Raw genomic sequence first — 25,465 nt, 5'->3', positions numbered from 1 at the left:
GCCCGGCCTTGGACGGCCGGGCCCCACTCATGTGCCGGAAGGCGGCTACTTCCGCAGGGCCGCCAGGTTGTCGTAGCCGATCCGCGCGTGGGTCAGGGACTGGGCGGGGTCGGTGGAGCTGGGCGCGTTGTCCTGCTCGACCATGGGGTTGTGGTAGTTGCGGGCGCCGACCCGCTTGAAGAACGTCCGGTAGTCGATGACACCTTCGCCGAAGGGCACCATGTCGTAGCCCATGCCGTTCGTGTCGTTGCGGGTGCCGTCCTTGGCGTGGAAGAGCGGGTACCGCGCGTTGTTGGCGACGACGAGGGCGGCCGGGTCGAAGACCTTCTCGCGCGTGGAGCCGTCGTGCGCGGTGTACGTGTGGAACTTGTACTGGGCCACGTGCGCCCAGAAGATGTCCATCTCCAGCCACACCGTCTTCGGGTCGCTGATCCGCAGGAAGTACTCCAGCTTGCGAATGCCGGAGCTGCGGGTGGGTCGGCCCTGGTCGTCGAGCGGGCCGCCGTCGAGCAGGAAGCCGTACGCCGCGTCGTGGTTGTGCGTGTAGAGCTTGAGGCCCGCGCGGTGCGCGATCCGGCCCAGCGCGTTCCACTTGTCGGCGGCCACGTCCCAGTCCGCCTTGTACGAGCTGCCGGTGGGGTCGCCTCCGGTGCCCATGTGGTCCATGCCGAGGATGTTCGCGATCTCCAGGTGCTTCTTGAACTGGTCGGTGTCGGCCTGGGTGAGCGGCCAGGACGACGGGATGAACCCGTGGTTGCCCTGGGCGCGCAGCCCGTACTCGTCGAGCCACGAGCGCAGCAGCTTGGCGCCCTCGACGGACTCCAGGCTGGCGCCTCCGGGCGCGTTGGCGTGCTGGCCGTACCCGGCGAACTCGACCTGCTTGTACCCGAACCGGGCCAGCTCCTTGAACACCTCGCGGAAACCGGAGGGCAGGGTGCTGCTCAGCGGGTCGCGGCCGATGGCGTCGCGCACGGTGTAGAGGATGATGCCGCGCTTGTCGGCGGGGATCAGCCGGGTGCCGGACCCGCCGCCGTTCGACGCGGCGGCCGGCTGGGCGAGGGCGGGGCCCGCGCCGAACACGGGCGCGGCGATGGCGGCGCCCGTGGCCGCGGTGCAGGTGCTGAGGAAGCGGCGGCGGCTGATGCCGAGGCGGGATCTGAGCGCGTCGTCGACGGCGGGCTCCGCGTCGGCGGCGGCTGATGCCGCGGCAGCGGCGGTGGTGCGGTGGAGTTCGGTCACGGGTGCCTTCTCTCGGTCGGGCCGTTGTCAGTGGCGTGTGCTTCACTCTCTGTAACTGCCGCTCCTGCCAGGTGGAGCAGCAGGGATTTCACTTCGGTGGCCGCGACGCGGCCGGAAAGGACGTGGGGGGTGGAGCACAGGATGAGCGGACCTTCGTCGTCGCTCGCCGGGAGCCGGCCGTGGCTTCCCCGAACAGGTGAGGCGTCCAGCGGGACGACGGCCATGCGGTAGCGCATGCCGAGCTTCTTGCGGGCGAGGGCGGTGGCCGCCTTGACCTTCACGTAGGGGTCGAGGGGGTCCATGAAGAGCTCGACCGGGTCGTAGCCGGGTTTGCGGTGGATCTCGACGAGCGGCGCGAAGTCGGGCGCGCGGTCGTCGTCGAGCCAGTAGTAGTACGTGAACCAGGCGTCGGGTTCGGCGACGGCGACGAGTTCGCCGGAGCGCGGGTGGTCGAGGCCGTGCGCCTTCTTGCCCTCGTCGTCGAGGAGCCGCTCGATGCCGGGCACGTCGGCGAGCGCGGCGCGGGTGGCGTCGAGGTCCTCGGGGCGGCGTACGTAGACGTGCGCGATCTGGTGGTCGGCGACGGCGAAGGCGCGGGAGGCCATCGGGTCGAGGTACTCCATGCCGTCCTGGGTGTGCACGTCGAGGAGTCCGGCGCGGCGCAGCGCCCGGTTGATGTGGACGGGGCGGTCGGCGCGGGTGATGCCGTACTCGGAGAGGGCGACGACGGTGCGGCCCTCGGCGCGCGCGTCGTCCAGGAGCGGGGCGAGGGCGGCGTCGAGGTCGGCGGCCGCTTGGCGGGAGCGCGGGTCGTCGGGGCCGTAGCGCTGCAGGTCGTAGTCCAGATGCGGGAGGTAGCTGAGGATCAGGTCGGGATGGCGGGTGGCCAGGACGTGCCGGGTGGCGTCGATGATCCATCGGCTGGACACCAGGTCGGCGCCGGGGCCCCAGAAGTGGAAGAGGGGGAACGTGCCGAGCTTGTCGGTGAGTTCGTCGTGCAGTGCGGGAGGCCGGGTGTAGCAGTCGGGTTCCTTGCGGCCGTCGGCGTAGTAGACGGGACGGGGGGTGACGGTGAGGTCGGTGTCGGCGCCCATGGCGTACCACCAGCAGATGTTGGCGACCGTGTAGCCGGGGTGGGCACGGCGGGCGGCGTCCCACAGCTTGTCGCCGCCGACGAGTCCGTTGTGCTGGCGCCACAGCAGGACGTCGCCGAGTTCGCGGAAGTACCAGCCGTTGCCGACGATGCCGTGCTCGGCGGGGAGCGTGCCGGTCAGGAACGTGGACTGGGCGGCGCAGGTGACGGCGGGCAGCACGGTGCCGAGCGGGGCGCGGGAGCCGGTGGCGCCGAGGCGTTTGAGGTGCGGCATGTGGTCGAGCAGACGGGGGGTGAGGCCGACGACGTCGAGGACGAGGAGCGGGGTGGGCCCGTCGCTGGGCGCGCTGGTCATGGCAGCTCCTTGAGTCCGAGGTCGGTCAGCAGGTCGCGGGCCAGGGCGAGTTCGGCGGCGATGCCCTCGGCGAGCTGCCGGCTGCCCCGCGGGCGCAGCTCGGGCGGCAGGGCCTGCCAGGTATACGTCTCGACCTCGAGGTGGCGGGTGAGCGGGCAGGCGCCGCCGACGAGACGGGTCAGCGTGTCCTTGAGGACGTCGAGGGTGGAGGTGAGGGGCGCGGCGGGGGCCGCGTGCAGCGGTACGTGGAAGTGGGCGCGCCAGGGCACGTCCCGCGGCAGGGCGTGTCCGTCCGCGGCGAGGGCGGCGCCCAGGTCGTCGACGGCGTGCAGGGTGCCGTCGGCGCGGGCGCGGGTCTGGTGCAGGAAGCGGGGTTCGTCGAACGCGCCGAGCGCCGCGCGGACTTCGGGGAGGCCGGGGTGTTCGGCGTGGAGGGCGGCGGAGAGCTGCGCCTTCACCACGGGGACGTCGGCGGCGGCGAGGGCGTCGAGCGCGGCGTCGGGTTGTTCGAAGGAGGTGGCGAGGTGGCAGGTGTCAAGGCACAGGCCGACGCGGTCGGTGCGGGCGATGTCGGTGAGCGGTCCGACGGCGTCGCCGGTGGTCTCGACGACGCAGCCGGGTTCGGGTTCCAGGCCGACACGGATGGAGCGGCCGGTGACGGTCTCGAGGGTGTCGAGGCGTTCGGCGAGGGTGCGCAGGTGCCGGCGGGCCCGCTCGGCGCGGTCCGGCTGCTGGGCGGTGCGCCAGGCGAGCGGCAGGGTGGAGACGGTGCCCTCGGTGGCGTCGGCGGGCAGCAGCGCGCCGAGCAGCCGGGCGAGGTCGACGGTGTGGGTGAGGCGTTCCTCGTCGGCCCAGTCGGGCTTGTAGACGCGGTACTTGACCTCCGCGGCGCCGAACCCTTCGTAGGGGAAGCCGTTCAGGGTGACGACCTCGAGGCCGCGCCGGTCGAGTTCGGTGCGCAGTCCGCGCAGGGCCGCGGGGTCGGCGACCAGGGCGCGGGCGGCGTCCTTGGCCAGCCACAGGCCGATGCCGAGGCGGTCGCGGCCGAGGCGCCTGCGGACGGGTTCGCAGTGGTCGCGCAGCTGGGCGATGACGCCGTCGAGGGTCTCGGCGGGGTGCACGTTCGTGCAGTACGCGAGATGGACGGTGGAGCCGTCGGGGTGCCGGAAGCGCATGGGTCACTCACCTCCGCGCAGGATCGAGTTGCCCCCGTGGGTGGCGGCGCTCGGCGGTGGTGTGTCGAGGCGCAGCCGGCCGCTGAGTCCGTAGAACGCGACGGGGTTGCGCCACAGCACCAGGTCGACGTCGTCCTCGGTGAAGCCGGAGGCGAGCATGGCGTCGGCGACCTTGCGGGTCTTGAGGGGGTCGCTGTTGCCCCAGTCGGCCGCCGAGTTGACGAGGACCTTGTCGGGGCCGTGGGTGCGCAGCACGTCCACCATCCGCGCCTCGTCCATCTTGGTGTCGGGGTAGACGGAGAAGCCCAGCCAGGCCCCGGAGTCCTTGGCCTCCTTGACGGTGGTCTCGTTGAGGTGGTCGAGCAGGACGCGCTCCACGGGCAGCGCGGACTCGCGCACGACGTCGAGGGTGCGGCGCAGGCCCGCGAGCTTGTCGCGGTGCGGGGTGTGCACGAGGGCGGGCAGCGCGTGGTCGGCGGCCAGTTGCAGCTGGGCTGCGAGCGCGGCGTCCTCGGCGGGTGTCATCGAGTCGTAGCCGATCTCACCGACGGCGACGACGTTGTCCTTCACGAGGTACCGGGGCAGCGCGTCGAGGACGGGGACGCAGCGCGGGTCGTTCGCCTCCTTGGGGTTGAGCGCGATGGTGCAGTGGTGGGTGATGCCGTACTGGGCGGCGCGGAAGGGTTCCCAGCCCAGCAGGGCGTCGAAGTAGTCGTAGAAGGAGGCGGGCGAGGTGCGGGGCTGGCCGAGCCAGAAGGCGGGCTCGACGACGGCCAGGACACCGGCGGCGCGCATCGCCCTGTAGTCGTCGGTGGTGCGCGAGGTCATGTGGATGTGGGGGTCGAAGAGGCGCATCAGGACTCCTTCGTGAGGGCCAGCACGCGGTGCAGGTCGTCGGGCACGGGGCGGCCCGCGGCGGTGCGCTCGGCGGCGAAGTCGGCCAGCATCCGGGCAAGTTCGCCGTCGCCCCTGGCGCGCTCCGCGAGTCCGGCGACGGCTTTCACGGGCACGCCGGTGAACAGGCACTTGAGGACGGCGTGCCGCCAGGCGGGGGCGGGCAGGTGCGCGGCGGCGTACGGGCCGACGGCGGCGGCCAGCAGGCGGGTGTCGTTGGCGCGCAGGGCGTCCTCGACGAGGGGGCGGGCCTCGGGTCCTGTGACGAGGTGGGGCAGGGCGAGCAGGACGGCGCGGCGTTCGGCGGCGGTGCCGTGGTCGTACAGCGTGGTGAGGGTGGCGGGGTCGGCGCGGACGGCGCGCAGCAGCAGGACGCGGACGGCGTCTGCGTGCTCGTCGCCCGCGCGGCGGCCGGCCTCGGCGAACCGCAACTCCCAGGTGGTGAAGCCGTGTTCGGGGTTCGGGGCGACGGGATGGTCGGCGGCGTCGGCGAGCGCGTCGTGCAGCCAGGCGCGGGCGTCCGGGTCCAGGGCGGCGCCGAGCCGGTCACGGACGGTGTCGTACGTCATGGGGTACCTCCGCACGTGGCGGCGCGGTCGGCCGCTGTCCGCAGGAAGTCGAGGGACTCGGCGGCCAGGCGGGGTCCCGCGTGGGAGTGCCGGGGCAGTTCGACGACGGTCAGGCCCTGGTAGCCGGTGGCGGCGAGGGCGGCGAGCACCGGAGGGAAGTCGATCTCCCCGGCGCCGAACGGCAGGTGTTCGTGGACGCCGCGCCGCATGTCCTCGATCTGCACGTGGCGCAGCCAGGGCGCCGCCGCGCGGACGCAGTCGGCGGGCGGCAGCGGCTCCAGGCACTGGCAGTGCCCGATGTCGAGGGTCAGGCCGAGCCCTTCGGGGTCGCCCAGGGTGCGGCGCAGCCGGTGGAAGTCGGCGAGCGTGCCCAGGAGATGGCCGGGCTCCGGCTCGACGGCGAGCGGTACGCGGGCGGCGTCGGCCGCTTCCAGGACGGGGGTGAGGGACTCGGCGAGCCGCTTCCACGCGGTGTCGGGGTCGGTGTCGTCGGGGGCGGCGCCGCTGAAGCAGTGCAGGGCGTGGGCGCCGAGGTCGGAGGCGACGCGCACGGAACGGACGAGCAGGTCGGTACGGGCGGCGCGGGCCTCGGGGTCCGGGTCGAGGAGGGAGGGGCCGTGTTTGCGGCGTGGATCGAGGACGTACCGGGCGCCGGTCTCGACGGTGACGGAGAGCCGGTGCCGGTCGAGGGCCCTGCCCACCTCGCGGGTGCGGGCCGCGAGGTCCGGGGCGAGGGGGTCGAGGTGCATGTGGTCGAGCGTGAGCCCGACGCCGTCGTAGCCGAGGTCGGCGAGGAGGGCGAGGGCGTCGGGCAGGCGCAGGTCGGTGAGCCCGTTGGTGCCGTAGCCCCAGCGGGGTCGGGCGGTCGGTGTCCCGTTCATGTGCTGCTCAGCCGCTTCCCTCATGTGATGCTCACCCGCTTCGCGAAGCGCCGGGCGAGCGGCCCGAGGCCGAGCGTGACGAGCGCGGTCACGGGCGCACCCGCCCGGCCGGCGAGGGCGGCCTGCAGCGGCACCATCGCCCGGATCCCGGCGCCCACGGCGCGCTGGGTGAGCGGCGGCGAGGGGTTGAGGGCGGCGTGCAGGAGGGGGCGGAGGGCGGTGGCGGCGTACGCGGCGGTGGGAAGGGCGACGGCGAGTGCCGGGCCCCTGCGCACCGTGCGCGGGGCCGAGCCCGCGGCGGCCGTGGCCCCCGCGGGGTGGTCGGCCCGAAGCGGGGGCGCGGCCGGGTCGGGGCCGTCGGCCCGCCGGCGGGCCTCTCGCGGCGTCGCGAGAAGCCTCGCCGTGATGGCGGCCCCCGTCGCGAGCGCCGTCAGGGGTGCGGTCGTGGAGCCGCCCCGGGTCTCGGTGCGGGACACCGTCGTGACGGCGGTGGTGTGGGTCGCGAGGGTGGTGGCAGCGGTCAGCGCCGGTCTCAGGCCGGTCGGGCGCGTGGCCGTCGCGCCCATCAGGAGGTCCAGGCCGCGGGCCGCACCCATCGTGGCGGCGCCCGCCGGGGTGGCCTTGAGGCGGAGGTCGTACGCCCAGACGGTCGCGGCGAGAGCGGTGGCCAAGGCGCCGGTGGTGCGGTTGGCGCGGTGGGCGAGGGCGAGGCCCGCCGCCGTGAGGGCGCCCGCCGCGGCGAGGGCGTGGGCCGGGCGGACGCGGCCCGAGGGCAGGGGGCGGTGCGGGCGGTCGCGGGCGTCCTCCGCGCGGTCGGCCCAGTCGTTGAGGGCCATGCCCGCCGCGTACAGGCTGAGGGAGGCGCCGGTGGCCAGGAGGGTGCCGCGGTTCGGTCGTGCGGCGACGGCTGCGGCTCCCGCGAGGGCGTCGCCGGGGACGGTGAACAGGGCGGGCAGGCGCAGGAGTTCGACCCACGCCCTCCCGCTGCTCCCCCGGCCGCCCGTGGTCGGCGCCGTCATGCCGCACCGTCCCGGAGCCGGTCCGCGAAGCCGAGCAGGGCCTCGTACTGGCGGTCGAGGTCGGCGCAGGCGCCGGGGTCGGGGTCCTTGAAGTAGAACGCGAGCTCGGGACGCGGCCCGGTCAGTCCGGCCTGCGCGGCCCGCAGCAGGAGCCGGGAGAGGTCGAGGACGAGGGGCGCGGCGAGCGCCGAGTCGCACCCCTGCCACGTGGTCTGGAGGGTCATCCGGGCGCCGAGGAAGCCGTCGAAGGCGATGTGGTCCCACGCCGTCTTCCAGTCGCCGAGCGCCGGGACGTCGTCGATGTGGACCTCGCCCTCGGGCACGGCGCCGAGCGTGTCGGCGAGGACGCGCTCCTTGCCGGCGTTCTTGGCGGCGGCAGCGGCCGGGTCGGCGAGGGCGGCGCCGTCGCCGCCGCCGAGCAGGTTGGTGCCGGACCAGGCGCGCACGTCGAGGGCGCGTCTGCGGAACATCGGGCCGAGCACGGACCGGAGCAGGGTCTGCCCGGTCTTGCCGTCGCGGCCCGCGAAGGGCACGCCCGCGGTGTGGGCCGCGTGCTGGAGAGAGGGGTGGTGGAGTCCGGTGGAGGGGGTGAAGTTGATGTACGGGCAGCCGGCGCGCAGGGCCGCGGCCGCGTACAGGGAGCTGGCGGGGAGGCGGTCGTCGCGGGGCGCGGCCTCGGTGGAGGCGACGTTGACGACGACGGCTCCCGCGAGGACGTGGCGGCGGACGAAGTCCTGGATGTCGGCGGTGAAGGCGGCGATCAGCTCGTCCTGGGCGCGCCCGTCGCCGGGCTGCGGTCCGCCGGGGCGGATCTCCCGGTCGGCGGCGGCGAGTTCGCCCCGCACGGCGCCGGGGAGCCCGTGCGGCAGTACGCCGCCCGCGGCGAGGTGTTCGGCGCGTTTGGGCAGCGGGCAGTCGAGGGTGTCGTGGCCGCCGAAGACGAGGGAGGTCAGGGGCGGTAGCCCTGCCGTGGCGAAGGGTTCGGTCTCGGTGACCATGCCGGAGGGCGGGTGGAGCCCGGCGGCGACGGCGGCGCAGCCCGCGATCGCCGTGGTGGCGACGGAGCCGCGGGCCCCGATGAGCCACACGCCGAAGCGGCGGGAAGGTCCGGCGGACATGGGCAGCCTCCTAGGCGAGCGGGGAGCCGGTCGTGAAGCCATGTGCGCGGTCGTGCGTGAGGGGCGCCCCGCCGGGTGCGGCGGGGCGAGGCGGCGGGCGGGAGTCCGGCGTCGCCCGCCCGCCGCCGGTTCAGTCGCCCGCGCCGGGCAGCGCGCCCGCGGCGGGTGCGGTGGACAGTTCCTTGAGCCGGATCTTGCGGAAGGACACCTGGTCGGAGTCGCCGTGGTTCTGCAGACCGATGTAGCCGTCGGTCAGACTCCGCTCGGGGTCCTTGTTGGTGAAGTCGTTGATCTCGACTCCGTTGAGGAACACCTGGAGGCGCTCACCGCGCACCCTGATCTCGTACGCGTTCCACTCCCCCGGCGGCTTCAGGGCCTTGTCGCGGGCCTCGAGGTCGGCGGACTGGAAGGAGTAGACGGCGCCGGTGGTGCGGTCGGGTGCGTCGGTGGCGTCGATCTGGATCTCGTAGCCCTTGTCGACGGCCGACCAGGGGTCGTCGGAGGCCGGGAAGCCCACGAAGACACCGGAGTTGTCGTCGCCGTCCTCGCTCGCCATCTTCCAGTCGAGCTTGAGGGAGTACGAGCCCAGTTCCTTGGCCTGGTACCAGAGCAGGCCCATGCCGCCCCGGGAGGTGAGCGTCCCGTCCGAGGCGTTCACGGTGAAGCCGCCCGGTCCCGCCTGTTTCCAGCCGTCGAGGGTCTCGCCGTTGAAGAGGTCCCGGTAGCCGGTGTTCGGGCGGCAGTTGGCCGCCTCCTGCCCGGTGACGTACTTCAGGCCGCCGAGCAGATGGCCGCGGAACGCGGGGTCGGCGTAGGACTCCTTGGTGTGCCCGCCCCCGGTGTAGAAGGAGCGGCCGCCGCCGTAGTCCTGGCACCAGGCGATCGGATGGTCGCCCTTCATGGTGCCGCCGGTGTACGTCGTCTCGTCGAGCGAGGCGAGGACGTGCACGTTCTCGCGCGGGTTGGAGCGGTAGTTGTACCACTCGTCGGTGCGCTGCCAGGCGTCCGGCAGCCCGCGCGTGGCGGGGTGCCGGTGCTCCTCGACGCGGACGGTGGCCGGCTGGATCGCCGGGTGGCCCTGGAACCAGGCGCCGACGAGGCCGCCGTAGTAGTTCCAGTCGTACTCGGTGTCGGCGGCGGCGTGCACGCCCAGGTAGCCGCCGCCCTTGGCGACGTAGGCCTCGAAGGCCTTCTGCTGGGTGTCGTCGAGGACGTCGCCGGTGGTGGAGAGGAAGACGACGGCCTTGTACCGGGCGAGGTTGGCCGGGGTGAAGACGGTCGCGTCCTCGGTGGTGTCGACGGTGAGGCGGTTCGCGGCGCCGAGTTCCTTCAGGGCCGCGATGCCTTCGGGGATGGAGTCGTGCCGGAACCCGGCGGTCTTGGAGAACACCAGGACCCGGTCCCGGGCCCCGGCGCCCTGGGGCGCCGAGGTGGCCGGGGCCGTGAGCCCGCCGGCGAGCAGGGCGGCGGCGGCCGTGGCGAGGCCGATGCGTACGGAGGTGCGCATGCTGTCCTGCTCCTCTCAGTCCGTGGTGAAGGTGAAGTCGTCGATCTCGAACAGGTTGCTGCCGCTGCCGCCCTTGAAGACGAGGTAGAGCGTGGTGCTCTGGGTGGGCGCCTTGCTGATGGCGGTGGTGACGTCGGTGTAGGTGTCCGCCGCGCCGGTGGGCGCGACCTTGGCGCTGCCGACGAGCCTGCCGGTGGCGGAGCCGGTGCGGATCTCCAGGGTGCCGCCGGCGCCCGCGGAGGCGACGCGCGCCTTCAGGGACTTCGCGTTGCCGATGGCGTACGGCTTGAAGGAGATCCAGTCGCCGTTCTCGATGCTGCCGACGGCCTTGCCGCCGTTGGCCGCGTCGTGGCTGACGACCGAGACGCCCTTGGAGTCGCCGTAGTGCTCGGCCTGGCGGTGCTTCTGCTGGGTGACGTGCTGGTCGTGCGTGGTCAGCGCGGGCTGGCCATTGGCGCCCTTGTCGGTGTACTCGGCGTCGAAGACTCCGAAGACGTTGGCGTTCGGGTCGTGCTCGCTGTCGGCGCTGGTCTGGATGGTGCCGGAGCAGCCGGTGGCCGAGGTGATCGGGTGGCCGTGGCTGTCGTGGCCGAGGATGTGGGTGACCTTGACCTTGGAGCAGTCGATGGCCCCGTCCTCGGGGTCGGTGACCTTCACCTTGAAGGGGACCTTGTCGCCGAAGGTGAACAGCTGGCCGTCGGCGGGCAGTTCCAGGGTGACCTTGGGCGCGGTGTTGCCGACGACGAGGTGCACGTCGGCGCTGCCGGTACGTCCGGTGGCGTCCTTGACGGTCACGGTCGCGGTGTAGGTGCCGTTCTTCTTGTACGTGTGGCTGGGCGCGGCGCCGGTTCCTGTGGTGCCGTCGCCGAACTTCCAGGAGTACGTGAGCGCGTCACCGTCGGCGTCGGAGGCCGTGGAGGTGAACTTCACCTTCAGGGGCGCCTGGCCGGAGGTCTTGTCTGCCTTGGCGTCGACGGTCGGCGAGTGTCCGTCGGTGGCGTTCTCGATGCGGTACAGGGCGGAGTTCTCGTCGCCGCCGAACCAGGAGAGGCCGTAGTCGAGGACGTACAGCGCGCCGTCGGGGCCGAACGCCATGTCCATCACCTGGGTGCCGGTCCACGGGAACGGGTTGATCGAGGCGACCTTGCCGTCGGCGTCCTGCTCGATCCGCTTGATCCACTGTCGGCCGAACTCTCCGGCGAAGAAGTCGCCGTCGTACGCCTCGGGGAACTTCACCGGGGAGGTGTTGGCGGCGTCGTAGCGGTAGACCGGTCCCGCCATCGGGGACTCGGAGCCGGAGCCGAACTCGGGCAGGGAGCCGCCGTCGTAGGGGATCCAGGCGGCCTGCGCGGGCGGCAGGTCGGTGAGGCCCGTGTTGTGCGGCGAGGTGTTCTTGGGCGCCGCGCAGTCAAAGGCGGAGCCGGAGGCGCCGGTCGCGAAGTCGTAGTCGACGTAGGCGTCGTTGTCGCCGGTGCAGTACGGCCAGCCGAAGTTCCCTGCCTTGGTGACGCGGGCGAACTCGACCTGTCCCGCGGGACCGCGGCTCGGGCTCGCGGTGCCGGCGTCGGGGCCGTAGTCGCCGACGTAGACGATGCCGGTGGGCTTGTCGACGCTCATCCGGAACGGGTTGCGGAAGCCCATCGCGTAGATCTCGGGGCGGGTCTTGTCGGTGCCCGGCGCGAAGAGATTGCCGTCGGGGACGGTGTACGTGCCGTCGGCGGCGACCTTGATGCGCAGGACCTTGCCGCGCAGGTCGTTGGTGTTGCCGGAGGAGCGCTGGGCGTCGTAGGCCGGGTTGCGGTCGGCGCGCTCGTCGATGGGCGTGTAGCCGTCCGAGGCGAAGGGGTTGGAGTCGTCGCCGGTCGACAGGTACAGGTTGCCGTCCTTGTCGAAGTCGATGTCACCGCCGACGTGGCAGCAGATGCCGCGCGAGGTGGGGACCTCCAGGACCTTCTTCTCGGACGCCTTGTCGAGGGTGCCGTCCTCGTTCAGCGTGAAGCGGGACAGCTGGTTGTAGCCGTCGAAGGGCGCGAAGTCCGCGGCGCTGCCCTCGTTGGGGGCGTCACCCGCCGGGGTGTTCAGCGGGGGCGCGTAGTACAGGTAGATGGCGCGGTTCTCGCTGAAGTTCGGGTCGACGCCGACGCCCTGGAGGCCTTCCTCGTCGTGCGTGTAGACGTCGAGCTTGCCGGCCACCTTGGTGGTGCCGTTCTCGTCGGTGAGGCGGAGCACGCCGTCGCGCGAGGTGTGCAGGACCTTGCGGTCCGGCAGCACGGCGAGCGACATCGGCTCGCCGACCTCCTCGGCCCCCTTGGCCAGGGTGACCTGCTGGAAGTCCTCGGCCGCCGCGGCCGTGGCCGAGTCGGGGGCGGGCGCCGCCGCGGCCGAGAAGGTCAGCGAGGCGGCGGCGAGCAGGGTGCCGGTGAGCAGGGCGAGCGCGTTGCGGGTTCTCAGGCGTTTCCTGTGCACGGGTTCCTCCGGACAGAGGGGCGAGTCGTGCGGAGCGCCGGGATGCGCCGTCATCCCGGAAGGATCTGTGCCGTGAGTGCCATGTGGGTGCTGTGCGGTGGTTCGGGGGACGACGCTAGCTCCGTTTGTCCCGGCCGAACAGACCTTGTGCGCAAGGTAGTTGGGCTTTCTCCCACCGCAGGACAAAGCCGTGTGCGGGCACGGCGGGGCGGCCGCGCGACCGGCCGTCCGGGTCGCGCGGCTGCGGCGTGCGGTTCAGCTGTTGAACGCCGCGTCGAAGGACGCGGTGGGCGGCTCGTAGTCGAAGGTCTTCAGGCGGGTCAGGGCCTCGGGGGCGCCCTGGAGACGGTCCATGCCCGCGTCCTCCCACTCCACGGAGATCGGGCCCGCGTAGTCGATGGAGCGGAGCATGCGGAAGACGTCCTCCCAGGGGACGTCGCCGTGTCCGGCGGAGACGAAGTCCCAGCCGCGCCGCGGGTCGCCCCAGGGCAGGTGGGAGCCGAGGCGGCCGTTGCGGCCGTCGAGGCGCTTGCGGGCCTCCTTGCAGTCGACGTGGTAGATGCGCTCGCGGAAGTCGTAGAGGAAGCCGACGGGGTCGAGGTCCTGCCACACGAAGTGCGAGGGGTCGAAGTTGAGGCCGAAGGCCGCCCGGTGGTCGACGGCGGCGAGCGCCTTGTGCGTGGTCCAGTAGTCGTAGGCGATCTCGCTGGGGTGGACCTCGTGGGCGAAGCGGACGCCCTCGGCGTCGAAGACGTCGAGGATCGGGTTCCAGCGCTCGGCGAAGTCCTGGTAGCCACGCTCGATCATGGACTCGGGCGCGGGCGGGAACATGGCGACGAGGTGCCAGATCGCCGAGCCGGTGAAGCCGATGACGGTGTCGACGCCGAAGGCGGCTGCCGCGCGGGCGGTGTCCTTGATCTCGGCCGCGGCCCGCTGCCGTACGCCCTCGGGGTCGCCGTCGCCCCACAGGCGGGGCGGCAGGATCGCCTCGTGGCGTTCGTCGATGATGGCGTCGCAGACGGCCTGCCCGACGAGGTGGTTGGAGATGGCCCAGCACTTGAGGCCGTGGCGGTCGAGGAGGGCGTGGCGGCCCTTGACGTAGTCGGGGTCGGCGAGGGCCTTGTCGACCTCGAAGTGGTCGCCCCAGCAGGCGAGTTCGAGGCCGTCGTAGCCCGCGTCACTGGCGATGCGGCAGACCTCCTCCAGCGGCAGGTCGGCCCACTGACCGGTGAAGAGGGTGAACGGGCGGGGCATGGAAGTGCTCCTCTCGGGTCAGGCCTGGACGGGCGTGTAGACGGAGTTCTTGGCGGCGCTCTCCTCGACCGCTGCGAGGACGCGCTGCACCTGGAGCCCGTCGGCGAACGACGGGAGGGGCTGCGTTCCCTCGGCGATGGCGGTCACCAGGTCGCGGGCCTGGTGCGTGAAGGTGTGCTCGTAGCCGAGTCCGTGCCCCGGCGGCCACCAGGCCGACAGGTAGGGGTGGCCGGGCTCGGTGGCGAGGATCCGGCGGAATCCCGCGCGTTCGGCGGGGTCGGTGTGGTCGTGGAAGGACAGCTCGTTGAGGCGTTCGAGGTCGAAGCTCAGCGATCCGTCGGAGCCGTTGAGTTCGACGGTCAGCGCGTTCTTGCGGCCGGTCGCGAAGCGGGTCGCCTCGAAGGAGGCGAGCGCGCCGGAGGCGAACCGGCCGGTGAACACGGCGGCGTCGTCGACGGTGACGGGGCCGCTGCCCGCGGAGCCGCCGCCGGCCGCCGAGAGCCCGGCGGACGCCCCGTCGAGCAGCGGGCGTTCGCGGACGAACGTCTCGGTGAGCGCGGAGACACCGGCGACCGGTTCGCCCGCGAGGTACTGGGCGAGGTCCACCGCGTGCGCGCCGAGGTCGCCGAGGGCACCGGACCCGGCGTGCGCGCGCTGGAGCCGCCAGGTGAGCGGGAAGTGCGGGTCGACGAGCCAGTCCTGGAGGTAGCGGGCGCGCACGTGCCGCAGGGTGCCGATGCGGCCCTCCGCGACCATCCGGCGGGCGAGCGCGAGGGCGGGGACGCGGCGGTAATTGAAGCCGACCATCGCCACCTGGCCGTTCGCCGCCGCGCGCGCGGCGGCGTCGGCCATCGCCTCCGCCTCCTCCACCGAGTTGGCGAGCGGCTTCTCGCACAGCACGTGCTTGCCGGCCTCCAGCGCGGCGACGGCGATCTCGGCGTGGCTGTCGCCAGGCGTGCAGATGTCGACGAGGCCGACGTCGTCCCGCTCGATCAGGGCCCGCCAGTCGGTCTCGGCGGCGGCCCAGCCGAGCCGCTCGGCCGCCGCCCGCACGCCCGCCGGGTCCCGGCCGCAGATCGCGGCGAGCCGGGGCGCGAGCGGCAGGTCGAAGACGCGGTCCACCGTGCGCCAGCCCTGTGAGTGGGCGGCGCCCATGAACGCGTATCCGACCATGCCGACGCCCAGGACCGGCCTGCCGCTCCCCCGGGCGGCTCCCCCGGCGTCGCTCCCGGGCCCCCCGTTCGCGTCCGTGCTGCCCGTGCTTGCCATGCAGAAGTCCTCCTCGTGCGCGGGGTGTTCGCTGACCCGGTCGTACGGGCGGGGATCACTTGAAGCCGGTCGACATGTACTGGTCGATGTTGTCCTTGTCGACGACGGCGGAGTACAGGGTGACGTGGGCGGGGATCTCGAACTCGGCCATGCCGCCGATGCCCTTGCCCTGGCCGAGCGCGCGGGCCAGGTCGATGGCGGAGGCGGCCATGGTCGGCGGGTAGAGGACGGTGGCCTTGAGGACGCCGCGGTCCTGCTTGATCTCCTCGAACGCGGAGAGCGCGCCCGCGCCGCCGACCATCAGGAAGTCGTCGCGGCCCGCCTGCTCGATGGCGCGCAGGGCGCCGACGCCCTGGTCGTCGTCGTGGTTCCACAGCGCGTCGAAGTCCTTCTGCGCCTGCAGCAGTTGGGCCATCTTGGAGTTTCCGGACTCGACGGTGAACTCGGCGGCCTGCCGGGCCACCTTCTTGATGTTCGGGTAGTTCTTCAGGGCGTCGTCGAAGCCCTGGGTGCGCTCCTTGGTGAGTTCGAGGTTGTCGAGTCCGGCGAGCTCGACGACCTTCGCGTTCTTCTTGTCCTTGAGCTTCTCGCCGATGTAGTTCCCTGCGTTGAGGCCCATGCCGTAGTTGTCGCCGCCGATCCAGCAGCGGTAGGCCTGCGGCGTGTTGAAGATGCGGTCGAGGTTCACGACGGGGATGCCGGCGCGCATCGCCTTGAGGCCGACCTGGGTGAGCGCCTTGCCGTCGGCGGGCAGCACGACCAGGACGTCGACCTTCTTGTTGATGAGCGTCTCGACCTGACCGATCTGCGCGGCCGTGTCGTTGGCGCCCTCGGTCGACACCAGGGTGACGTCCGAGTACTTCTTGGCGCGTTCCTTGGCGTTGTCGTTGATGGCGTTGAGCCAGCCGTGGTCGGCCTGGGGCCCCGCGAAGCCGATGGTGACCTTCTTGCCGGGCTTGTCGTCGGCGACGGGCTGGTCCGCGGCCTTCTCGCCCTCGCTCTTGTCGCTCGGCTCGTTGCTGGTGCAGGCGGTCAGGAGGCCGCCCGCGGTGACGGCCGCGGCCGCGCCGAAGAGCAGTCCCCGGCGGCTCGTTGTCTCTGGCATGACGTGTCCCTTTCCCGGGCGTCAGGTGGTGGTGTGTGCCGTGCGCCGCTGCACCAGGACCGCCACCACGATGATGGCGCCCTTGGCGATCTGCTGAACGTCGCTCTGCAGGTTGTTCAGCGCGAAGAGGTTCTGGATCGTGATGAAGATCAGGACGCCGAGGACGGAGCCGACGATGGTGCCGCGGCCGCCCGTGAGCAGGGTGCCGCCGATGATGGCGGCGGCGATGGCGTCGAGTTCGTACAGGTTGCCGTTGGTGTTCTGGCCGGAGCCGGAGAGCACGATCAGGAGGAAGGCCGCGATGCCGCAGCACAGTCCGGAGAGCAGATAGAGGTAGAGCCGCTGGCGGCGTACGTCGATGCCGGCGAGGCGGGCCGCCTCCGCGTTGCCGCCGACGGCGACGGTGCGGCGGCCGAAGGTGGTGCGGTTGAGGACCAGCCAGCCGATCACGGTGACGACGGCGAAGACGAGGACGAGCGGCGGGATGCCGAGGACGTAGGAGTCGCGCTCGCCGAGCTTGAGCACGCTGTCGACGGTGACCATCTGCGTCTTGCCGTCGGTGATCTGGAGGGCGAGGCCGCGCCCGGAGGCGAGCATCGCGAGGGTGGCGATGAAGGGGACCATGCCGCCGTACGCGATGAGCACGCCGTTGACGAGGCCGCAGCCGACGCCGACGGCGATCGCGGTGAACAGGACGCCGACGAAGCCGTACTCCTGGGTGGCGACGGTGGTGGCCCACACGCTGGCGAGGGCGACGATCGCGCCGACCGACAGGTCGATGCCGCCCGAGATGATCACGAAGGTCATGCCGACGGTGACGACGCCGATGACGGAGGCCTGGGTGAGGACGAGTTGCAGGTTGTCCGTGTCCAGGAAGGAGTCGGGCTGGGTGATGCCGCCGATCACGGTGAGGGCGACGAGGACGCCGAGCAGCGACAGCGTGCGCAGGTCGAGCCGGACGAGGCGGGGCCGGTGTGCGGCCCTGGACTTCTCGGGGGCCGCCGGGCTCGCGGCGGGGGCGGGCTGGGTCATGGCGCCAGGTCCCTTCCGGGGGCGGGTGGAGTGGTGCGGCACGGCGTGGCCGCCGGGGGCGGTGCGGTGCGGTCCCCCGCACCGTGCGGCCCGGTCATCGCGCGCCCTCGAGGACCAGGTCGAGGACGGCGTGTTCGTCGAGGTCGGTGGCGGGCGCCTCGTGGATCACCTGGCCCTCGCGCAGTACGAGGACGCGGTCGGCGAGGCCGAGGACCTCGGGGACCTCACTGGAGACCAGGAGGACGGCGAGGCCCTCGTCGGCGAGCCGGCGGATCACGGCGTACAGCTCGGCGCGGGCGCCGACGTCGACGCCGCGGGTCGGCTCGTCGAGCAGCAGCACCCGGCAGCCGCGCAGCAGCCAGCGGGCGAGCACGGCCTTCTGCTGGTTGCCGCCGGAGAGGGTGCGCACCGGTACGGCGGGGTCGTCGGGGCGCAGCGACAGCTCGCGGGTGGCGCCGCGCGCTGCCTCGCGCTCCCGGCCGCGGTCCAGCCAACCGCCGTACGAGAAGCGGGACATGGAGGAGACGGAGACGTTGCGGGTGACCGATTCGAGCATCAGCAGGGCCTGCGCCTTGCGTTCCTCGGGGGCGAGACCGAGGCCCGCGCGGACGGCGGCGCGCACGCTGCCGGGGCGCAGCGGCCGCCCGTCGATCAGGACGCGCCCCGCGGTCGGCCTGCGGGCGCCGTAGATCGTCTCCAGGATCTCGGAGCGGCCCGAGCCGACGAGCCCGGCGAGGCCGACGATCTCGCCGGGCCGCAGCTCCAGGTCGAGCGGCGCGAACTCGCCGGTGCGGGTGAGCCCTTGGACGGTGAGGACGGGCTCGGTGCGGGGCCCGGCGTTGGGCCGGTCGGGGAACGCGTACTCGACGGTGCGCCCGGTCATCAGGGAGACGATGTCGCGGGTCGGGGTCCGTTCGGCGGGCAGTCCGACCGCCACCGCTCGGCCGTCCTTGAGGACGGTGACGCGGTCGCCGATGCGGCGGATCTCCTCCAGGCGGTGCGAGATGTAGACGACGGCGACGCCCTCCGCGGTGAGGTCGCCGACGATGCGGAAGAGGTTCTCCACCTCGTCGGGGTCGAGCGCGGCGGACGGCTCGTCCATCACCATGAGCCGTACGTCGTGGGAGAGCGCGCGGGCCATCGAGACGATCTGCTGGTGGGCGGCGGACAGGTCGCCGACGAGCCGCTCGGGGTCGATCTCCGGGTGGCCGAGCCTGCGCAGCAGGCGCGCGGTCTCGGCGCGGGCGGCCCGGCCACGCACGACGAAACCCCCGGAGGTCGGCTCGTGGCCGAGGAACACGTTCTCGGCGACGGACAGGGCCTCCACCAGGTCGAGTTCCTGGTAGATGGTGGCGATTCCGAGGCGCATCGCGGCGATCGGCGAGCGCAGCGCGACCTGTTCGCCGCGCCAGGTGATGACGCCGTCGTCGGGCTGGTGCGCCCCGGCGAGGACCTTGATCAGGGTGGACTTGCCCGCGCCGTTCTGGCCGAGCAGGCAGTGCACCTCCCCGGCCTGGACCTCCAGGTCGACGCCGTCCAGGGCGCGCACGCCGGGGAACGACTTGGTGATGCCGGACATGGTGAGCAGGGGTGGTGCGGGTGCGGTATCGGGTCCCATGGCGGTTCCCCTCGGGCGGGTGCGGCCGGTGTCAGGGCAGGGCTGAGCTGAGCGCCGTACAGCGTGGGGGGTGCGCGTGGTGCGGTGGGGCGTTACGCGGGTGAGAACAGGTGATCGCTGATCAGTCGGGCGCCGCCGATGACTCCGGCGGTGGGCCCCAACTCCCCGAGCACGATGGGGAGGTTGCCGGTCGCCAGGGGCAGCGACTGGCGGTAGACCTGGGTGCGGACGGCGGCGAGCAGGGTGTGGCCGAGGCCGGTGACGCCGCCGCCGATGACGACGAGCCCCGGGTTGAAGAAGCTGACGAGGGACGCGATGACCTGCCCGGTGCGGTTGCCGCCCTCACGGATCAGGTCGAGGCAGGTGGTGTCTCCCGCGGCGGCGGCCGCCGCGACGTCGGCGGCGGTGAGCCGGCCGGCGGCCTCCAGGCGCGTGGCGAGCTCCGCCGAGCGGCCCTCGCGGGCGGCGGCCTCGGCGTCGCGGGCGAGCGCGGCGCCGCTGAAGTGGGCTTCGAGGCAGCCCTTGTTGCCGCAGGCGCACGGCCGGCCGTCCCGCTCGACGCGGATGTGTCCGATGTCGCCCGCGGAGCCGGTGGTACCGCGGTGCACCTCGCCGCCGGCGACGATGCCGCAGCCGATGCCGGTGCCGATCTTGACGCAGAGGAAGTCGGCGGCCTGCCGGGCGACCCCGGCGTGCTGCTCCCCCATCGCCATCAGGTTCACATCGTTGTCGACCATGACGGGGCAGCCCAGTTCCTGGCTGAGCGCCTCGCGGACCGGGAAGCCGTCCCAGCCGGGCATGATCGGCGGGGCGACGGGCACGCCCTCGGGGAAGCGGACGGGGCCCGGCACGCCGATGCCCGCGCCGTCGAAGCCCTCGGCGAGCCCGGAGTCCTTCAGCTTGGCGGCCATCGTGAGGACCTGCTCGAAGACCGCGACGGGCCCTTCGCGTACGTCCATGGGCTGGGCGATGTGGCCGAGGATCTCCAGCTCGGCGTTGGTGACGGCGACGTCGACGGAGGTCGCGCCGATGTCCACGCCGAGGAAGCGGAGCGAGGGGGCGAGCCGCACGTTGTGGGAGCGGCGTCCGCCGCGCGAGGCGGCGAGTCCGTCGGCGACGACGAGTCCCGTCTCCAGGAGCCGGTCCACCTCGACGGCCAGTCGCGACCTGGACAGTTCCACCTGATCGCCCAGCTGGGCACGGGAGTTGGGCCCTTCGTCGCGCAGCAGCCGCAGCAGCCGCGCCTGGTGCGCGTTGGCCGGTCGAGCCGTCATGCGTCTCACGTGCCCCTCCCCGCCGCTTCGGGCCTCTTCGGGTGGTGGTGCCGTGTCGCCTTGTGGTGCTGCTTTCGCCAGGGAACGTAGCAGCGCCCACCCGGCGCGGGAAGAAGTTGCGCAGAAATTGCTCACGACTTTCTCCCGCCGCAGGACAAAGACAGGAGGAGGCAAAGGCCGGCGGGGGCCAAGGGCCGGGGAGGATCAAGGGCCGGCGCGGATCAAGAGCTGGGAGATTGCGCTGCGGGGACGGAGCAGCAGGAGCCGCCTGCGGACGGGCTCGGAGCGGGAGCCGCGTCGGTGCTGCGGATCGTCGCGTCGTTCGACGCGCTCGTGGCGCCCGGCTGCCCTCCGGCGCGGTCGTCCGGCACGGCCCGAAGGGGCCGCGGCCGCCGGGCGACCGTAACGTGTGGCTCGAACGGCTGGGCGGGGCGCACCCGTTGGGCGCGGTCCGCACAATCGGGGCACGACACCCCGAGGGAAATCGAGCCCATGAAGGCGGGGGCGGTGCCGGACCTCGACCGCCTGATGGCGACACTGAACCCTGGTCGTGCGCCGTTGGCTGCTGCTGTGACCGTCGGACGAACTGCCGCCCGCCTACGCCGAGTTGATGCGCTCCGGAAAGGGGCAGGTCAGTCGCGCTCGCGGTGGTGGTAGGTCTCGCGGGTGTGCTCGGTGTGGGTCCGCATCACGGCCGTGGCCTCGGCCTCGTCGCGCGCGGAGATCGCCGCGATGAGCTGCCGGTGCTCGATCCACGACTGCTTTCCGCGCTGCCGGGCGACGGGCTGGTAGTACCAGCGCACGCGGCGGTCGACCTGGCCCGCGAGCTCGCCGAGGACGACATTGCCGGCGAGTTCCATGACCTTGGCGTGGAACTCGGCGTTCGTGGCGACGACCAGGTCCACGTCCCCGTCGGCGACGGCCTGCTCGCCCTTGGCGCACAGCGCCTCCAGCTCGGCGATGCCGGCCTTGCCCGCGTTGGCCGCCGCGAGCCGGGCGGCCTCGGCCTCCAACAGCGTACGGACGCTGAGGAGTTGGTCGGCCTCCTCCTCGGTCGGCTCGTGCACGAACGCGCCCTGGGCCGGGCGCAGGTCCACCCAGCCCTCGGTGTTGAGCCGCTGGAGGGCCTCGCGCACGGGCTGCCGGGAGACGCCGAGGTGGCCGGCGAGTTCGCTCTCGACCAAGTGCTGGCCGGGCTGGAGGGCGCGCGTCGTGATGAGTTCGAGCAGCGCCTCGTAGACCCGCTCGCGCAGCGGTCCGGGGCGCTCCAGCTTGGGCACCGCCCCCTGCGGCAGTCCTGTGGACAACATCGCGGTCCCCCTCCTGGGCTTCGAGCATCCGGCAGGCCGGCTCCGGCGGATTGCCGGATTGGCTTTGGAATACAGTTTACCGAGCGCAATCGCCACGGCTAGAGCGAGTCGAACTCGTCACATTCCGTATGCCGGTGCGAGGACGAGGCCGTTCAGGGGCAGCGCACCACCTGGCCCGCGTACGAGAGGTTGCCGCCGAAGCCGAAGAGTAGCGCCGGGGCGCCGCTGACAAGTTCGCCGCGCTCCACCAGCTTCGACAGGGCGATCGGGACGCTCGCGGCGGACGTGTTGCCGGAGTCGACGACGTCCCGCGCGATCACGGCGTTCACCGCGCCGATCTTCTCGGCGAGCGGTTCGATGATGCGCAGGTTGGCCTGGTGCAGGACCACCGCGGCGAGGTCGGCCGGGTCGAGGCCCGCCTTCTCGCAGGCCTGCCGGGCGAGCGGCGGCAGCGAGCGGGTGGCCCAGCGGTAGACGGACTGGCCCTCCTGCGCGAAGCGGGCGGGCTCGCCCTCGATGCGTACGGCGTCGCCCATCTCGGGCACCGAGCCCCACAGGACGGGGCCGATCCCCGGCTCCTCGCCCTCGGCGCACGGCTCGACGACGACGGCGCCCGCCCCGTCGCCGACCAGCACGCACGTGGAGCGGTCGGTCCAGTCGGTGACGGCGGACATCTTGTCGGCGCCGATCACCAGGGCGCGGGTCGCCGCCCCGGCGCGCAGCGTGTGGTCGGCGGTGGCGAGGGCGTGCGTGAAGCCGGCGCACACGACGTTCAGGTCGAGCGCGGCCGGGGACGGGACGCCGAGCCGGTGGGCGACGCGGGCCGCCATGTTCGGGGAGCGGTCCACGGCCGTGGAGGTCGCGACGACGACCAGGTCGACGGCGTCTGCGGTCAGACCGGCGGCGGCCAGCGCCTTGGCCGCGGCGTGCGCGGCGAGCTCGTCGACGGGCTCGTCGGGGCCCGCGATGTGCCGCGTACGGATGCCGACGCGGCTGCGGATCCACTCGTCGTTGGTGTCGACCATGCCCGCCAGGTCCTCGTTGGTGAGGATTCTGGCGGGCTGGTGGTGCCCGATGCCGACAATGCGCGAACCGACCATGGAGGCCCCCTCGTGAGCTGCGGATCCTCCAGTCTGGTCAGCGACTCATGAGTAACGGGTGGCGACCAGCGACAGGAAAAACCCGCTTCGCTTGGAGACTTCCGCCGGAGCGGCCGGGCCGGTCACGCCCGTTCACCCGGTGAACAGTTGTGTGGCCTTTTGCACCAGTTCGTACAGCCCGTACGCGAGCGGCAGTCCCACCCACACCCAGGCCAGGGCGATCAGGCCGCGCCGGTCAGGCGCGTTCCGTCCGGTCTGCTGCTGCGGCGTCGATGTCATCTGCGGGCTCCCTGGGGGCGGGGACTACGTGGTGGCGGGCGTGGACGGGGCGTACCAGCTCGTTGGCGACGAAGCCGACGACCAGCAGGCCGATCATGATGATGAAGGAGACGCCGTACAGGTTCGCGCCGTGCTTGCCCGCGCTCTCCTGGCTGTCGGCGACCCAGTTGACGATGAGCGGGCCGAGGACGCCCGCGGTGGACCAGGCGGTGAGCAGCCGGCCGTGGATGGCGCCGACCTCGTACGTCCCGAAGAGGTCCTTCAGGTACGCGGGGATGGTCGCGAAGCCGCCTCCGTAGAAGGAGAGGATCACGAGGGCGCAGAGCACGAAGAGCGGCTTCGAGGCGTCGCCCCACAGCGCGATGAGCAGGTACATGAGGGCGCCGACGCCGAGGTACAGGCGGTAGACGTTCTTGCGGCCGATGAGGTCGGACGTGGAGGACCAGCCGATGCGGCCCGCCATGTTCGCGGCGGAGAGCAGCGCGACGAAGCCCGCGGCGGCGGAGGCGGAGACCGGGGTGCTGCTGTCGGCGAAGAAGTCCGTGATCATCGGCGCGGCCTTCTCCAGGATGCCGATGCCCGCGGTGACGTTCATGGTCAGGACGATCCACAGGCACCAGAACTGGGGCGTGCGGATCGCCTGCTTCGCGGAGACCTGCGGACCGGTGACGGCCGCCCGCGCGGCGCCTCCGGCCTCCTCCGCCGTGGGCCTCGGTACGCGCACGAGCAGCACGCCGAGCGTCATGAACACCGCGTACGCGAGCCCGTGCACCAGGAACGCGAGGGCGATGCCGCCGCTGTCGGAGCCGAAGGACTCCAGCATCTGGGCGCTCCACGGCGATGCGATGAGCGCGCCGCCGCCGAAGCCCATGATGGCGATGCCGGTGGCCATGCCGGGCCGGTCGGGGAACCACTTGATCAGTGTGGAGACGGGCGAGATGTAGCCGATGCCGAGGCCGATGCCGCCGATGAAGCCGTAGCCGAACACGATCAGCCAGTACTGCTCGGTGGCCGCGCCCAGCGAGGAGAGCAGGAAGCCCGAGGAGAAGCAGACGAGCGCGACGGTCATCGCCCAGCGCGGCCCGTTGCGCTCGACGAGCGTGCCGCCGAACGCGGCGGACAGGCCGAGCATGACGATGCCGAGCTGGAAGGGCAGGGCGCTCTGCGTGCCGTTCAGGCCGAGGGCCGACTCCAGGGGAGGTTTGAAAACGCTCCAGGCGTAGGCCTGGCCGATGGAGAGATGTACGGAGAGCGCGGCGGGGGGCACGAGCCAGCGGCTCCAGCCGGCCGGTGCGACGGGGGGCCTCATGATCCCGAACCGTAAGCAGTCGCAGGGGAGTTGAAAACCCCCTGGGCGCGGCCTCTTGTCGACCACCACCCGCACTTCCATACTGTAGTCAGTATACCGTCGGACGCCGCGCACGGGCTTCGCCCGCGGTGCAGGAGAATGGGGAGCGACGCAGAGCAGCGGCCACGACCGGCGATGAGGACGTATCGGGACATGGGACGAGTCACGGAACGACGCAAGGTGATCCGGATACGGGACGGCCACGTCTCCACGCGGCCGGACACACTGGTCGCAGAGGAACCGCTGGAGATCCGGCTGAACGGCAAGCCGCTCGCCATCACCATGCGCACCCCCGGGGACGACTTCCCGCTCGCGGCCGGCTTCCTGGTCAGCGAGGGCGTCCTCGGCTCCGCCGCCGAGCTGCAGAACATCGTGTACTGCGCGGGCGCCACGGAGGACGGCAGCAACACGTACAACGTGGTGGACGTGCGGACCGCGCCGGGCGTCGAGATGCCGGACATCACCCTGGAGCGCAACGTCTACACGACCTCGTCGTGCGGCCTGTGCGGCAAGGCGAGCCTCGACGCGGTGCGCACCACGGCCCGGTTCCCGATCGCCGACACTCCCCCGGTCCGGCTCGCACCCGAGCTGCTCGCCTCGCTTCCCGACCGGCTGCGTGAGGCCCAGCGCGTCTTCGACCGGACCGGGGGCCTGCACGCGGCGGCGCTCTTCGACGAGGAGGGCACGCTCGTCGACATCCGGGAGGACGTCGGGCGGCACAACGCGGTGGACAAGCTCGTCGGCCGCGCCCTGCAGAACGGCGACCTGCCGCTGTCCCGCTCGATCCTGATGGTGTCGGGCCGCGCCTCGTTCGAGCTGGCGCAGAAGGCCGTGATGGCGGGCATCCCGGTGCTCGCGGCGGTGTCGGCGCCCTCGTCGCTCGCGGTGGACCTCGCGGCGGAGACGGGCCTGACCCTGGTCGGCTTCCTGCGCGGCAGCTCCATGAACATCTACGCGGGCGAGGACCGCATCGCCCTGGAGCCGACGCCGGCCCGGAGCTGAAGGCCCGGCCCGCGCGGCGTCCTTCAGTCCGTGGCGGGCGGGACGCCCGCGACGCGTCGCAGCATCTCCAGGAACCGCTCCTGCTCGACCGCCGACAGGGGCGCGAGGAGTTCGAGGTTGGCCTCGCGCGCCGCCGCCGCGCACATGGCGACGAGCCGGGTGCCCTCCGGCGTGATCGTGACGGAATTCTTGCGGCCGTCTCTGGGGTCGGGCGCGCGCTCGACGAGGCCCGCGGCCTGGAGGTCGTTGAGGACACCGACCATGTCCTTGGGGTCGAGCCGGACGGCCCGCACCAGATCCGCCTGCGCCACGGGGCCTTCATCGGCCACCGCGCTGAGCACCACGTGGTGCCACATCTTCAGGCCGTGCCCGGCGAGTGCGTCGGCGACCAGTTCCCGGCCGCGCGCGGCGGCCCGCCCGAGCAGCCAGCTGGGCAGATCGCGGATGCTCGCGGGGGCGGTGGGCGGCGGATTCGGTGCACTCATGGCGTCACCGTACCGAAAACACATTGGGCTTCCCAATGAAATGCCCTATCGTCGATTCCGTTGGAGTTCCCAA

Annotated in this window: 22 protein-coding genes; 1 reads left to right on the top strand and 21 read right to left on the bottom strand. The window is 72.5% G+C overall.

Features of this window, described 5'->3' with window-relative positions; genetic code table 11:
- Positions 1-45: 45 nt before the first annotated feature.
- From ACTWJ8_RS31005 to ACTWJ8_RS30910, 20 genes are all read right to left on the bottom strand, one after another.
- Complete coding sequence (locus ACTWJ8_RS31005; RefSeq protein ID WP_443265045.1) at positions 46-1,143, bottom strand: sugar phosphate isomerase/epimerase family protein; 1,098 nt, start codon at positions 1,141-1,143, stop codon at positions 46-48.
- 92 nt (positions 1,144-1,235) lie between these two features.
- Positions 1,236-2,687: a nucleotide pyrophosphatase/phosphodiesterase family protein gene (locus tag ACTWJ8_RS31000; protein ID WP_443260904.1), complete on the bottom strand. Its 1,452-nt coding sequence runs from the start codon at positions 2,685-2,687 to the stop codon at positions 1,236-1,238.
- Complete coding sequence (gene eboE / locus ACTWJ8_RS30995) at positions 2,684-3,862, bottom strand: metabolite traffic protein EboE (RefSeq protein ID WP_443260903.1); 1,179 nt, start codon at positions 3,860-3,862, stop codon at positions 2,684-2,686. The genes ACTWJ8_RS31000 and eboE overlap by 4 nt, the downstream gene beginning before the upstream one ends.
- A gap of 3 nt (positions 3,863-3,865) precedes the next feature.
- Positions 3,866-4,717, bottom strand: a complete 852-nt coding sequence (locus ACTWJ8_RS30990) for a TatD family hydrolase (protein WP_443260902.1) — start codon at positions 4,715-4,717, stop codon at positions 3,866-3,868.
- Positions 4,717-5,325, bottom strand: coding sequence for an EboA domain-containing protein (locus ACTWJ8_RS30985; protein WP_443260901.1), 609 nt, complete (start codon positions 5,323-5,325; stop codon positions 4,717-4,719). The genes ACTWJ8_RS30990 and ACTWJ8_RS30985 overlap by 1 nt, the downstream gene beginning before the upstream one ends.
- Positions 5,322-6,230, bottom strand: coding sequence for a sugar phosphate isomerase/epimerase family protein (locus ACTWJ8_RS30980; protein ID WP_356379561.1), 909 nt, complete (start codon positions 6,228-6,230; stop codon positions 5,322-5,324). Before ACTWJ8_RS30980 ends, ACTWJ8_RS30985 begins: the two co-directional genes overlap by 4 nt.
- Positions 6,227-7,225 (bottom strand): SCO3242 family prenyltransferase, encoded by a 999-nt coding sequence (locus ACTWJ8_RS30975; RefSeq protein WP_356379558.1) that lies wholly within the window; start codon positions 7,223-7,225, stop codon positions 6,227-6,229. Before ACTWJ8_RS30975 ends, ACTWJ8_RS30980 begins: the two co-directional genes overlap by 4 nt.
- Complete coding sequence (locus ACTWJ8_RS30970) at positions 7,222-8,343, bottom strand: inositol-3-phosphate synthase (RefSeq protein WP_443260900.1); 1,122 nt, start codon at positions 8,341-8,343, stop codon at positions 7,222-7,224. The genes ACTWJ8_RS30975 and ACTWJ8_RS30970 overlap by 4 nt, the downstream gene beginning before the upstream one ends.
- Positions 8,344-8,473: 130 nt before the next feature.
- Positions 8,474-9,850 (bottom strand): ThuA domain-containing protein, encoded by a 1,377-nt coding sequence (locus ACTWJ8_RS30965; RefSeq protein WP_443260899.1) that lies wholly within the window; start codon positions 9,848-9,850, stop codon positions 8,474-8,476.
- A gap of 15 nt (positions 9,851-9,865) precedes the next feature.
- Entirely contained in the window at positions 9,866-12,316 is a 2,451-nt protein-coding gene (locus ACTWJ8_RS30960; RefSeq protein WP_443260898.1) for a PQQ-dependent sugar dehydrogenase, read from the bottom strand.
- A 255-nt stretch (positions 12,317-12,571) separates the two neighbouring features.
- Positions 12,572-13,570, bottom strand: coding sequence for a sugar phosphate isomerase/epimerase family protein (locus ACTWJ8_RS30955; protein ID WP_443260897.1), 999 nt, complete (start codon positions 13,568-13,570; stop codon positions 12,572-12,574).
- A gap of 18 nt (positions 13,571-13,588) precedes the next feature.
- Positions 13,589-14,743, bottom strand: a complete 1,155-nt coding sequence (locus ACTWJ8_RS30950) for a Gfo/Idh/MocA family protein (RefSeq protein ID WP_356379744.1) — start codon at positions 14,741-14,743, stop codon at positions 13,589-13,591.
- A 151-nt stretch (positions 14,744-14,894) separates the two neighbouring features.
- On the bottom strand, positions 14,895-15,944 hold the full coding sequence (locus tag ACTWJ8_RS30945; RefSeq protein WP_443260896.1) for a substrate-binding domain-containing protein: 1,050 nt from the start codon (positions 15,942-15,944) through the stop codon (positions 14,895-14,897).
- Positions 15,945-15,965: 21 nt separating this feature from the next.
- On the bottom strand, positions 15,966-16,976 hold the full coding sequence (locus tag ACTWJ8_RS30940) for an ABC transporter permease (protein ID WP_356379540.1): 1,011 nt from the start codon (positions 16,974-16,976) through the stop codon (positions 15,966-15,968).
- A gap of 94 nt (positions 16,977-17,070) precedes the next feature.
- A complete protein-coding gene (locus ACTWJ8_RS30935; protein WP_443265043.1) occupies positions 17,071-18,555 on the bottom strand; it encodes a sugar ABC transporter ATP-binding protein in 1,485 nt (494 codons plus the stop codon).
- 131 nt (positions 18,556-18,686) lie between these two features.
- On the bottom strand, positions 18,687-19,868 hold the full coding sequence (locus tag ACTWJ8_RS30930; RefSeq protein WP_356379537.1) for an ROK family transcriptional regulator: 1,182 nt from the start codon (positions 19,866-19,868) through the stop codon (positions 18,687-18,689).
- Between the two features lie 632 nt (positions 19,869-20,500).
- On the bottom strand, positions 20,501-21,178 hold the full coding sequence (locus ACTWJ8_RS30925) for a GntR family transcriptional regulator (protein ID WP_356379531.1): 678 nt from the start codon (positions 21,176-21,178) through the stop codon (positions 20,501-20,503).
- A gap of 152 nt (positions 21,179-21,330) precedes the next feature.
- Complete coding sequence (locus ACTWJ8_RS30920) at positions 21,331-22,278, bottom strand: beta-ketoacyl-ACP synthase III (protein ID WP_356379528.1); 948 nt, start codon at positions 22,276-22,278, stop codon at positions 21,331-21,333.
- A gap of 132 nt (positions 22,279-22,410) precedes the next feature.
- On the bottom strand, positions 22,411-22,557 hold the full coding sequence (locus ACTWJ8_RS30915) for an MFS transporter small subunit (RefSeq protein ID WP_443260895.1): 147 nt from the start codon (positions 22,555-22,557) through the stop codon (positions 22,411-22,413).
- The gene (locus ACTWJ8_RS30910; protein WP_443260894.1) at positions 22,514-23,866 is read right to left on the bottom strand and encodes an OFA family MFS transporter; all 1,353 of its coding nucleotides are present in this window, start codon (positions 23,864-23,866) and stop codon (positions 22,514-22,516) included. Before ACTWJ8_RS30910 ends, ACTWJ8_RS30915 begins: the two co-directional genes overlap by 44 nt.
- A gap of 192 nt (positions 23,867-24,058) precedes the next feature.
- On the opposite strand from ACTWJ8_RS30910, the gene fdhD reads away from it, so the two are divergent.
- Positions 24,059-24,907 carry a formate dehydrogenase accessory sulfurtransferase FdhD gene (gene fdhD / locus ACTWJ8_RS30905; RefSeq protein WP_443260893.1) on the top strand — a complete coding sequence of 283 codons (849 nt, stop codon included), beginning with the start codon at positions 24,059-24,061 and terminating at the stop codon, positions 24,905-24,907.
- Positions 24,908-24,930: 23 nt separating this feature from the next.
- Here fdhD and ACTWJ8_RS30900 read toward each other — a convergent pair whose 3' ends face one another.
- Complete coding sequence (locus tag ACTWJ8_RS30900) at positions 24,931-25,392, bottom strand: MarR family winged helix-turn-helix transcriptional regulator (RefSeq protein WP_443260892.1); 462 nt, start codon at positions 25,390-25,392, stop codon at positions 24,931-24,933.
- Between the last annotated feature and the right edge of the window lie 73 nt (positions 25,393-25,465).

The organism is Streptomyces sp. SDT5-1 (genome assembly GCF_052245995.1).
Lineage (GTDB): Bacteria > Actinomycetota > Actinomycetes > Streptomycetales > Streptomycetaceae > Streptomyces.
The sequence above is the reverse complement of the archived record's forward strand: the minus strand, read 5'-3'. Positions and strand labels throughout refer to the sequence as shown.